This window comes from Ignavibacteria bacterium (assembly GCA_013177855.1).
Taxonomy (GTDB): domain Bacteria; phylum Bacteroidota; class Ignavibacteria; order Ch128b; family Ch128b; genus Ch128b.
The window spans coordinates 2,265,565-2,277,202 of record JABLYA010000001.1; the positions used below are offsets into that span (position 1 = coordinate 2,265,565).

The following is an 11,638-nucleotide window of genomic DNA, read 5'->3' on the forward strand; positions in this document are numbered from 1 at the left end:
ATTATGAATAAGTATTTTTATTTCTTCTTTCTAGTTTTGATGATTTCAAATTTAAATGCTCAACCTGATAAGGCCATTATGGTTAATCCACTTGGATTGTTCTGGGGTGTAATGAATGTGCAATATGAATTTAAGTACAAAAATGAAAATTCAATTGCCTTAAGAGCCAATTTTGTTGGTTATGATATCGGCTCTTTCTCTAACTCAGCTTTTGGATTGGGTGGATCATATCGCTGGTATTCAAAAACACGTCCAGTGGTTGGTTTATGGTATGGACCTTCTGCTGATTTGCTTTTCTGGTCTGCTAAAGAAAAAAATAGAGCGATGCCGTCAACTTATAGAAACTCATTTTTAGGAATTGGTGGTGATATAGGTTACAAATGGAATTTTAATCAATTTGGTTTAGAAATATTCGGTGGTTTAAGGTATTACTTCGGTGAGATAGCTGGATTATCTTTTGGCGGTGTTTCGATTATTGGCGGAGTTAGTCTTGGGTATTTATGGAAGTAAATGAATTCTTATTATTAACTGATTAACTGATTAACTGAGACATCAAAAAAATCTTTGGTTTCAATCATTTGAAATTTGCTTAATTAGATATAAAGAATTTTCTTAAACTAAATTGAAAATTTTTGAAAGGAATTACTATGAGTAAATACGATGATTTTCATAAGTTTAGAAGCGAAATGAATGATAAAATTTTGAATTCTGGTTTTAGTGACTTTAAAAAATTTTTTGCTCTCGATACAAAAGCCTATCATGATGGGCAGATACCAGCTAAGTACAAAGAAATGATGGGACTTGTTGCTTCAATGGTTTTAAGATGCAACGATTGTATTTTTTATCATATCGAACAATGTGTAAAGCAGGGAGTAACGCGTGAAGAACTTTACGAAGCAATGAACATTGCTTTAATTGTCGGTGGTTCGATTGTTATTCCTCATTTAAGATATGCATTCTCAATTATGGATGAAATTTATGAGAGATTAAAATGAAAGTAATTTCTCCGAAATACATAATCACAATGAATCAAAACTATGAGATTTTGAGTGGTCATTCAGTTTTAATTTCTGAGAATAAAATCCAGAAAATTGAAAGAAGCTCTAAACTTGAATCACTGGCCCAGGAAAACGGATGGCAAATCTTTTCATTCCCCGAATCGATTCTAATTCCAGGATTTGTTCAAACCCACATTCATCTTTGTCAGACACTTTTCCGTGGCCTTGCTGATGATCTTGAACTGCTTGACTGGCTTCAATTGAAAATTATGCCGTTCGAATTTGCTCACGATAAAAACTCAATGAAATATTCAGCTTTACTTGGTATAAGCGAATTAATCAGATGTGGAACTACTACCATCTTAGATATGGGAAGTATGAATCATTCTGATGTTGTGTTTGAACAATTAATTAATTCTGGAATTCGTGCTTTTCACGGCAAGGCGATGATGGATATAAACACTCTCTATCCAAAACTTTCCGAATCAACAAATGACTCGTTAAGGTCTTCTGAAGAACTTGCAAAAGAATTTCACAATAAAGCTGATGGAAGAATTAAGTATGCGTTTGCACCAAGATTTATTTTATCCTGTTCAGGTGAATTATTGAAAGAAACCAATGAACTTGTTAAACAATATTCAGGTACACTTTTTCATACACACGCAAGCGAAAACCGAACTGAACTCGAAAATGTCAGGAAAAGATGCGGTAAAGATAATATCGAGTGTTTTGAAGAATTAAATATATTGAACGATAAGAGTATGATCGCTCATTGTATCTGGTTAAATGAAAATGAAATTGATCTGATGAAAAAAAGAGATGCAAGAGTTCTTCATTGTCCTTCATCTAACTTGAAACTTGCATCAGGCATTGCAAATATTCCGAGATATTTGAAAGAAGGTATTTCTGTTTCTCTCGGTGCCGATGGAGCTCCTTGTAATAATTTTTTAGATATTTTCGTGGAAATGAGATTGGCATCGTTAATTCAAAAACCATTTTATGGTCCAACCACAATGACAGCCAGAGAAGTATTCGAAATTGCAACAATTGGAGGCGCACGTGCACTTCATCTTGATGCAGAAATAGGAAGTATCGAAGAAGGGAAAAAAGCTGACTTAGTTTTACTCGAACTCAATCAAGTTCATAATTCGCTTGATGTAAATGAAGAAAACTTGTATTCAAGTATTGTCTATACCTGTGACCACACTAATGTTCAAAGTGTAATGATTAATGGTGAGTGGGTTTATCAAAACCGAGAATTTAATACGCTTGACGTAAATGAGATAATTCGAAAGTCTAACGAAGAATTGAAAAAACTTCTTAAAAGAGTGAAATAGGATTTAAATTTTTATGAAGATTGTTTTAGCAACGAATAATCCAAATAAGGTCAAAGAAGTAAAAGAAATATTGAATGAACTCGGTGTTGAAGTTCTTACTCTAAAAGATCTCGGAATTGATATTGAAATAATAGAAGATCAAGACTCATTTGAGGGGAATGCTCGTAAAAAAGCACATACAATTTTTGAAATAACCAAAATTCCAACCATCGCAGATGACTCTGGTTTAATTGTGGAACAATTAAACGGCGCACCAGGAGTCTATTCTTCTCGTTATGCTGGTGAAGAACATAACTACGAAAAAAACAATCAAAAACTTCTTCAGGAATTAAAAGATAAACCAAAACCTCACCGAGCAAAATTTATTTGTGTGATAAATTATAAGTCTGAAACCGAAGATGAAATTTTCACAGGAATGGTTGATGGAGAAATTGTCGATCAACCTAGAGGAACAAATGGCTTTGGATACGACCCTCTCTTCAAACCAGATGGATTTAATCAAACATACGCTGAACTACCTTCTGAAATTAAAAACAAAATCAGTCATCGTTATAAAGCTCTTTTACAATTTAGGGATTATCTTTTTGAGAGATTTAAAAAAGTTAGTGATAATTAAATGAGTTTTTATTTTTCTGTGTTCAGAGATAAAAATTTTTAACAAATTATTTGATCTTTAATCGAAGAATACGCCTCTCAATCCTTTAAAAATTAAAGAGCTATAATTACAATATCTTTAATTACGAATCAGATTAAGATCCTTTACATTAATAGTCATTAAGTTTTTTATAACCGTAACATTTTACTACTTCACTAAAATCATTTTTCTTGTTTTTATAAATTTTCCTGCTTTTAATTGATAGAAATAAACACCACTTGTTAATCCTGATGCATCAAATTCAATCTCATAAATTCCTGGTTTTTTGAATTCATCAATCAATGTTTTTATTTCATTTCCAAGCAAATCAAATACTTTTAATGTCAGATAAGATGAGTTGGGTACCTTAAATTTTATTTTTGTTTTTGAGTTGAATGGATTTGGATAATTTTGAAATAATTCCAAGTTAGCTGGAATAACATTAAAACCATCTTCTGTTTTTGTCCCAGTCAAATTTTCGTAACAGCCGATATCTACTCCATTACCTTGAGGTCTTAAATTACCTTCAAGATCATTCGTTGGTGCACTTAGTGGATCTCCCGAATCGATACCTGGACTATTTGGTTTTAAATGATAATTACCTTCAAAACCCCATCCGACAGAATAGAATAGTGGATTCCCATATTTATTACCAGGACCAATTTGCTCGATTTCTAATGAAGTATAAGTTGTATTTCCTTTAATTAATAAACGATCATCGTTAGGGGAATAGAATAGATTATAAGTGATATTATAATTGACTGAATCACCAAGCCAGATAGTAGGTGCATTATTTCCTCTACTGCAAAAAATAGAATTTACAATTCGTACGTAGACGGGTGTTGTAGGTGAATCATACTGGACGTGCATAATGTAATTTTCACCAACTGTATCGTCGATGGTGCAATTAATTATTTCAAAATAACTATTATGGTTTTCTGTACTTATTACAAGTGGCGACCAGGGAGTTGTTGTTGCATTACCATCACCGCGGCCATAAATTAATGTGTTAACTACCCTTGAAGAATCACCCCAGAGTTTCACACCATCACAGGAATTATTTGCAACTATGCATTCATGGATATAAGTTCTCTTTGCTTTTGAATCAAGTCCATCTCCATAATTGTGCGAGGCAATTGTATTGGAAATTTCAATTGGGCCTTCCGATGCTTCAATACCAAAGCCATCGGGTCTATCATACGGGCTATTTGAACCATCTCCACCTTGATAATAGTGACCACTATAAGAAAGATTGCATCCTTTAATTTCGATAAATCTCCAACCGCCACTTTCACCGGCAGGTCCGCCTAATGCACCAAAACCGCAATACTCAATTCTTGAATCCAACAATTTTAGTGAATCAATGTCCTGAAAATTCAACCCAAACTCATCAATATGATGAATATATAAGTTTTTTAGAACAATATTTGTGGATTTATTTCCACTTATTACTATTCCATCTCTGAAAAATTTACCGTCCCCTGAAAGATTATCATTATGTGTAATCTCAAGATTTTCAATCCATATGTAATTCTTACCTGAAAGATCAAATGCAGCTCTTAGATTGTTCCCTCCAGCTATTATAGGTCTTGTTCTACCAGAACCAGGCAATACGACCAATGTATCCCCTGGTTGAATCTGCTGTACTGCAAAACTTAATGTTCTCCATGGCGATTCGAAAGAACCATTACTGCTGTCATTACCATATGGTGAAACATAATAATCACCTTTAATATTTCCACCGATTATGTATACCCAGTTCCCAGGATTACCTGAAATTGGGGATATGATGTCTTCTTCTTGGTTCAATTCATAATCATAATTTTGCAATACTCGCTGATCTTTGAACATAGTAAAGGAAAGACTGTCTGAAAAATTCTGTATCAATTGAATTGGCTCATTAAATTCTCTTGAAAAAATATTCTCATTTTGATTTGTTTCAATTGAAAGGGGTGATGCTTGGTTCATCCCTTGAGCCAGTGAGATAAAAGTATTAAAAATCAGAAATAGCGCGAAAGAAAGAAGTGTGAACTCTTTTTTGACCATAATGACCTCCCTCATTTGAATTTATTAACCCTATCTTAAATTAAATGATTCAAAGGAAAATTAAAAGAATAGGTTGAATACAAAAATTCTCAAAACATTTTCGTTCGGTCTTTTAATTTTTCAATTTGAAGTTTCTTTGATTATTGATCTTAGGATTTCAATTTCTCTAATTAATTTTTACAGCAAATCATCTTTTAATCGAGGATGAGGTCAATCTTAAATCAAATACAGCCAAACATTTTACTTCAAAATTTATAATTTAATTTCTTTTCTTTAAGTTTGTGAACTAAAAATGAGCGGTTCAAGATGATTATTAGTATGACTGGATATGGAAATGCTGAATTTGAAAAAGATGGCGTTTCCTATTCTGCAGAAATTAGAAGTTTTAATAGTAAATTTTTGGAAATCTCAATAAAGCTTCCTCGTGTTCACTCGCAGAGAGAAAATGAGATACGTGAACTCGTAAGAAAATATGTTAATCGAGGCAAAATTATTGTATCTGCTAACCTCGAGAGAAATGCAAGCTTAAACCTTCCAATAGACATAAATGAAGAAACAATTAAATATCTGAATCAGCTCTTTAAGAAGATTAAGAAGGTTACCAAATCAAAAGAGAAAATTAAACTTGATCACTTCTTAAAATTTTCGGAAATATTTCAGCACAAAGACGAAGAAATATCCGAAATCGAATTTCAGAATCTTTACAATTGCGTTGAACTCTCGATCCAGAAATTAATGGAAATGAAAATTCAAGAAGGGAAAGAATTAGAGAAAGATCTTTTGAATAGAATTGGATTAATTGAAAATAATGTTTTTGAAATTGAAAGAATCTGGTCAGAAAGGGCAGAGCTGGAATTTCAAAGATTGAAAGAAAAAGCACAGAAATTACTTGAAGGAAAAGATGTTAATGAAGAACGCCTGGAACTTGAACTCGCTTTATTGTTGGATAAAATGGATATAACAGAAGAATGCGTAAGATTGAAGAGTCACATTAAATTTTTCAAAGAATCAATAGATAAAAACGAACCGAGCGGCAGGCGTTTGAGTTTCCTTGCTCAAGAATTGTTAAGAGAAGCAAATACAATCTCGGCTAAATCAAATAGTGCTGAAATCTCACAGATTGTTGTTTTGATAAAAGAGGAAATCGAAAAAATAAAAGAGCAAATCCAGAACATTGAGTAAGCAACCAAAACTTATTGTAATCTCGGCTCCGAGTGGGACAGGTAAAACCAGCGTTATCAAAGAAATCTTAAAACTTAATCAAGATAAATTAATATTTTCTGTCTCAGCAACCACTCGACCAAAACGAGCAAATGAAATCGATGGAGTGGATTACTATTTTCTAACTGAAGACGAATTCAAAAAGAAAATTGAAAATGATGAGTTTATAGAGTGGGAAAGAATTTATGATTATTATTATGGAACATTAAAGTCAGAGATTGAAAGAGCCAGAAAACTTGGTAAAAATATTTTATTTGAACTCGATGTAAATGGCAGTCTTAAACTTAAAAAATTATACCCTAATGCTCACTTAATTTTTATCGTTCCTCCAAGCATTGAAGAGCTGGAAAATAGACTTCGTAAGCGGAATACAGAAACTCCTGAGACTCTTAAAAAACGAATTGAGCGAGCGAAAATGGAACTCGAAAAAGCAAAATATTTTGATTATGAAGTCAAAAATTATGAGCTCGAAAATGCAATAGAGGAAGTAAATGAAATAATTCAAAAAATAATTAAGGAATAATTCAAATTTTGATTTGAACTGCATTCTGAACAAAAGATAAAAATTCTTATCTTTGTAAATCAGATGGTGGTATTAATAGTTAATTAAAACGAGGATAAAAATGCCTTTAAAACCAATAGAACTCAAAGAAATTGAAAAACATAATGAAAGTATCTACGAAGCAATTATAGTTGCAGCTAAAAAAGCACGTCAAATTAACGCTGAAATGAGAGAAATATTTAATAAAAGATTATCCGAACTTCCTCCACAGGTTCAGCTTGATGATACTGAAGAAGTAGAAAATCCTGATCAAATTAGAATTAGTAAAGAACTTGAAGCTCTTGGAAAACCAACTGAGCAAGCTCTTGAATCATTGCTCAAAGGTGAAATTGTTTTCAGATATAAATAATAATTTTTTAATTGTTTTTGATTGACAGATTTAAAAAACAAAAAGATAATTTTAGGAGTAAGCGGTGGAATAGCCGCTTACAAATCCTGTTATTTAGTACGCGAACTCGTAAGGCTTGGCGCAGATGTTCGTGTTGTAATGACTCCTTCGGCTTGTGAATTTGTCACTCCACTTACATTCTCCACACTATCAAAAAACGAAGTAATTGTTAATATCTTTCCAGAGAAAAAAGAAAATACAAAAACCGCAACCTGGCATATCAATTTAGCTCAGTGGGCCGATTTAATTGTTATTGCACCTGCAACTGTGAACACAATTGCTAAGATAAATCATGGTATTGCTGATAATGCATTGACTACTTTAGTCTCAGCAAGAAGATGCCCGATGCTAATCGTTCCTGCTGCTGATGAAGATATGTATTTAAGTTATTCCAATCAGAAAAATATTTCTGAATTAAAGATGCAGGGAATTCATTTCCTTGAAGCTGAATATGGAGAACTTGCAAGTGGATTGACTGGTTACGGTCGAATGGCAGAAGTTGATTTAATCGTCGATAAAATAAAATCTTTACTATATAATTCTGATAAAGATTTTAAGAAGAAAAAAGTTTTGATTACGGCTGGTCCTACATTCGAACCAATTGATCCTGTGAGATTTATTGGTAATCGTTCAAGTGGAAAGATGGGGCACGCTCTAGCGTTGGCTTCATTATACCGTGGTGCAAATGTGACAGTTATTACTGGTCCGACTAATTTGAACTATCCTTCTGCAATTAAGTTGATCAAAGTAAGAACAGCAGAAGAAATGTTTAATGCCGTAAAAAAAGAATTTCCAAAATGCGATATTTTTATCTCAGCTGCTGCAGTGTCAGATTATCGCCCCAAACAAATATCAAAGTCAAAAATTAAAAAGACTCAATCCCATCTGGTAATTGAACTCGTTGAGAACAAGGATATATTGAAAGAAATTTCAAAGTTTAAGAAGAAAAACCAGATTGTTGTTGGATTTTCCGTTGAAACAGAAAACGAAATTGAAAATTCTAAGGCAAAGCTTGTAAAGAAAAAACTTGATATGATTGTAATCAATAATCCACTTGAAGAAGGTTCAGCATTTGAAGTTGATACCAATCAGATTTATATTTTGAAAAAAGACGGCAGCTTTCAAAAGTATCCAAAAAAATTCAAATTTGATGTTGCCAATGATATTCTTGACGAGATAAAAAAATTATGAGTAAAGATAAAAACGAACTTTTTGATAAGATTGAAGACTTTTTGCGTTATCAAGAAGAATTGAATCTTCCAATCTATGTTAATGAATCCAGTTCGAATAAAAGTGTTAAGAAACTAAATACGGAATTTATTGACTATTACTTAAAAAACATTGACGAGGATTTTGTAAAAGCTAATTCGCTTGTTGAACTGGATAAAATGATCAATCAATGTCAGAAATGCCCACTTGGAAAAACACGAACAAAATTTGTATTTGGTGTTGGCAATCCATCTGCTGATATCGTTTTTATTGGTGAAGCTCCGGGCGCAGATGAAGATCTTCAAGGTGAACCTTTTGTTGGAAGAGCTGGAAAACTTTTAACTGAAACATTAAAGAAGATAGGACTCCAGCGAGAAGAAGTTTACATTTGTAATATATTGAAATGTCGTCCACCAAATAATAGAGATCCACTACCTCAGGAAGTAGAAAAGTGCGAACCATATCTTTTGAAACAGTTGAGCTTAATTAAACCAAAAATAGTTGTGGCTTTAGGTCGAATTGCTGCAAACACTCTCTTGCGAAAGAATGAAACTTTAAGCAATCTCCGAAAAAATATTTATAACTATTACGAAATTCCTCTATTTGTTACTTTTCACCCTGCTGCTATTTTGCGAAATATGGGATGGAAAACTACTTTTGAAGAGGATTTAATTAAAATGAAGAATTACTACGATACTTTAGTGAGGTGAAAAATGGCAAAAAGAGTTTCAAATGATCGCTCGATAAAAATTTCATTCGAGGACGCAAATAAATCTATGCCCTACGCACCGGAGATTGAAAAAAGTGTTCTTGCTACAATGATTTCAGACCCTCAGTGCATTAACAGAGTTACTGAGATAATTACTGATGAAAGGATGTTTTACTCAGAAGCGAATCAAAAAATTTACCGTGTGATTAGAGATTTTACAGCTGTTAATCCTGCTGAAAATTTAAATCTTCCTATTGTTCTCGAAAAACTCAATGAAAGAAATTTAATTGAAGAAATTGGTGGTGTAAGTTACCTGCTTGAACTTTCAAGAATGGTTGAGAGCTCTGAAAATATAGAGGGAATGTGTAAAATTCTTGTCGAAAAATTTATGACAAGAGAAATTATTACTCATTGTTTAAACATCGCTTCTAAAGGTTACAGTGGGTCAACTGATGTCTTTGATTTATTAAATGATGCTGAAGCGGGTTTATTTAAGATTTCGGAATTAAAGTTTAAGAAGACTTATTTTGATTTTTCGAAGCTTGTGCAAAGGACTGTTGATTTCATAGAAAAAATGAAAAAGTCTGAAGTATCAGGAATTTCAACTGGTTATACAATTTTGAACAATTTGACAGGCGGGTTTCAAGATTCGGATTTGATAATTATTGCAGCAAGACCAGGTGTTGGAAAAACTGCACTTGGTTTATCGCTTACTTACAACATTTCAAAATATTCCAAAATCCCTGTCGGTTTTTTCAGTCTTGAAATGAAAGCAGAACAGATTGTTATTCGTTTGATAAGCATGGAATCTAAAATTGATGTTAGAAAAATCAGGACAGGGCGCTTCTCTAAGGAAGAAGAGCCAAAAATTACTAAAGCCATAAGATCCTTAGGTAATCTTAAAATTTTTATTGATGATACTCCTGCAATTTCATTGCACGAGTTAAGAGCAAAAGCAAGAAGAATGATTTCTGAAAATGAAGTTAGAATCATTTTTGTTGATTATTTGCAGTTGATGCAGGGACCCGCCGATGCTGAAAGTCGTGAGAGAGAAATTTCATACATTTCAAGAGGATTGAAAGCATTAGCCAAAGAGCTCGATATTCCAATTGTTGCGCTTGCTCAGCTAAATCGTCAGGTGGAAATTCGACAAACAAAAAGACCAATGCTATCAGACTTGCGTGAATCTGGTGCAATTGAACAGGACGCAGATATTGTTTGTTTCCTTCATAGACCCGATTTGTATGCTAAAAGTTCAGATAGTGATAAGACTGATTCTCCAGATGAACCAAAACTGGTAGAATTTATAATTGCAAAACAAAGGAATGGTCCAACTGGATCGTTTGATTTACTATTTTTCCCGCAATTCACAAGATTTGAAGAGAAAACAACTGATGATTTCAGACAGTTGGTTTCTGAAAAAACTTATATATCGGAAGATTTTGATACATATCAAGAAGATTTTGATCAGGAAGAATCACCTTCAGAGAATGCACCGTTTTAATTTTTTATAAGTTTGAAAATTTTTTTCTAAAGTCAGATCGGAATTTTTCTGGTCTGACTTTTTTTATTGAATTATGCAAAGTTCTGATAACTTTTTGAGACTTTTTTATTTGGAAATAGTAGTCAATCATTTCAAATAAATAATTCATTCCTTGTGTATTAGTGAAGGTTAGTTTTCACAAGTCTTAATAACTTTCTCATATTGATTATATCCTCTTTCATATCTTCACCTTTAGGTGTTTCTAAAATTTTGGGAATTGAAAAAAATCTCTCATCATTCATTATAAACCTGAAACCGTTTAATCCAATCTTTCCTTTACCAATATGTTCATGACGATCTACTCTTTCTCCCAGACCTTTTTTTGAGTCATTCATATGAAATGCTTTTAGATATTTTAAGCCGATAACTTCATCAAATTCTTGAAAGGTTTTTTCATAACCTTTTTCAGTCCTTATGTCGTAACCAGCTGCAAAAATATGGCAGGTATCCACACATACTGCCAATCGTTTTTTATCTTCAACAAGGTCAATAATTTTTCTAATCTGTTCGAACTTATAACCTATGCTCGTTCCTTGTCCAGCGGTTGTTTCGATCATGCATTTAACTTTGTAACCTTTTGTTTTATCGTGAGCAATATTTATTGATTCTGCTATAAGTTTAATTCCATCAAGTTCTCCCATTCCCATATGTGAACCTGGATGAAAATTTAAGTAATCAATTCCAAGCAATTCACATCGGTTAAGTTCGTCAATAAAAGCTTCTCTCGATTTTTTTAAGATTGATTTATCCTTTGCACAAAGATTGATTAAATAAGAATCGTGAGCAATTACAGGTTTTAAATTTTTGAGTTTAATAAGTCTTTTATAATTTTGAATAACCTGTTCATTTAAAGGTTTTGCATACCATTGATTACTATTCTTTGTGAAAAGTTGAAATGTTGTACAACCAATTCTGGCAGCTCGTTCAACTGCTTTATCGACTCCACCAGCAATGGAGGTATGTGCTCCAAGTAAAATTTTCATAACAAATC

General features: G+C 32.7%; 12 protein-coding genes. 10 read left to right on the forward strand and 2 right to left on the reverse strand.

Translation table 11 applies throughout. The features are described from left to right. Nucleotides 1-3: 3 nt before the first annotated feature. From HPY57_09445 to rdgB, 4 genes are all read left to right on the forward strand, one after another. Nucleotides 4-510 (forward strand): DUF3575 domain-containing protein, encoded by a 507-nt coding sequence (locus HPY57_09445; protein ID NPV12000.1) that lies wholly within the window; start codon nucleotides 4-6, stop codon nucleotides 508-510. A 137-nt stretch (nucleotides 511-647) separates the two neighbouring features. Then, nucleotides 648-995: a carboxymuconolactone decarboxylase family protein gene (locus HPY57_09450; protein ID NPV12001.1), complete on the forward strand. Its 348-nt coding sequence runs from the start codon at nucleotides 648-650 to the stop codon at nucleotides 993-995. Continuing rightward, nucleotides 992-2,335 carry a 5'-deoxyadenosine deaminase gene (locus HPY57_09455; GenBank protein ID NPV12002.1) on the forward strand — a complete coding sequence of 448 codons (1,344 nt, stop codon included), beginning with the start codon at nucleotides 992-994 and terminating at the stop codon, nucleotides 2,333-2,335. The genes HPY57_09450 and HPY57_09455 overlap by 4 nt, the downstream gene beginning before the upstream one ends. 13 nt (nucleotides 2,336-2,348) lie before the next feature. Next, nucleotides 2,349-2,951, forward strand: coding sequence for an RdgB/HAM1 family non-canonical purine NTP pyrophosphatase (gene rdgB, locus HPY57_09460; protein NPV12003.1), 603 nt, complete (start codon nucleotides 2,349-2,351; stop codon nucleotides 2,949-2,951). Between the two features lie 186 nt (nucleotides 2,952-3,137). Here the strand turns inward: rdgB and HPY57_09465 are convergent, their stop codons facing one another. After that, complete coding sequence (locus tag HPY57_09465) at nucleotides 3,138-4,937, reverse strand: T9SS type A sorting domain-containing protein (protein NPV12004.1); 1,800 nt, start codon at nucleotides 4,935-4,937, stop codon at nucleotides 3,138-3,140. Nucleotides 4,938-5,321: 384 nt separating this feature from the next. Here HPY57_09465 and HPY57_09470 point away from each other — a divergent pair, with 384 nt between their 5' ends. The 6 genes from HPY57_09470 to dnaB all read left to right on the forward strand — a co-directional run bounded on the left by HPY57_09470 (nucleotide 5,322) and on the right by dnaB (nucleotide 10,608). After that, a complete protein-coding gene (locus HPY57_09470) occupies nucleotides 5,322-6,197 on the forward strand; it encodes a YicC family protein (GenBank protein ID NPV12005.1) in 876 nt (291 codons plus the stop codon). Then, a complete protein-coding gene (gmk, locus tag HPY57_09475) occupies nucleotides 6,190-6,759 on the forward strand; it encodes a guanylate kinase (GenBank protein ID NPV12006.1) in 570 nt (189 codons plus the stop codon). The genes HPY57_09470 and gmk overlap by 8 nt, the downstream gene beginning before the upstream one ends. Nucleotides 6,760-6,859: 100 nt before the next feature. After that, nucleotides 6,860-7,147 carry a DNA-directed RNA polymerase subunit omega gene (locus tag HPY57_09480; protein NPV12007.1) on the forward strand — a complete coding sequence of 96 codons (288 nt, stop codon included), beginning with the start codon at nucleotides 6,860-6,862 and terminating at the stop codon, nucleotides 7,145-7,147. A gap of 21 nt (nucleotides 7,148-7,168) precedes the next feature. After that, nucleotides 7,169-8,377, forward strand: a complete 1,209-nt coding sequence (coaBC, locus tag HPY57_09485) for a bifunctional phosphopantothenoylcysteine decarboxylase/phosphopantothenate--cysteine ligase CoaBC (protein ID NPV12008.1) — start codon at nucleotides 7,169-7,171, stop codon at nucleotides 8,375-8,377. Further along, nucleotides 8,374-9,105, forward strand: a complete 732-nt coding sequence (locus HPY57_09490; GenBank protein NPV12009.1) for a uracil-DNA glycosylase — start codon at nucleotides 8,374-8,376, stop codon at nucleotides 9,103-9,105. Before coaBC ends, HPY57_09490 begins: the two co-directional genes overlap by 4 nt. Before the next feature lie 3 nt (nucleotides 9,106-9,108). Further along, nucleotides 9,109-10,608, forward strand: a complete 1,500-nt coding sequence (gene dnaB / locus HPY57_09495) for a replicative DNA helicase (GenBank protein ID NPV12010.1) — start codon at nucleotides 9,109-9,111, stop codon at nucleotides 10,606-10,608. Between the two features lie 158 nt (nucleotides 10,609-10,766). Here the strand turns inward: dnaB and nfo are convergent, their stop codons facing one another. Next, entirely contained in the window at nucleotides 10,767-11,630 is an 864-nt protein-coding gene (gene nfo, locus HPY57_09500) for a deoxyribonuclease IV (GenBank protein NPV12011.1), read from the reverse strand. Between the last annotated feature and the right edge of the window lie 8 nt (nucleotides 11,631-11,638).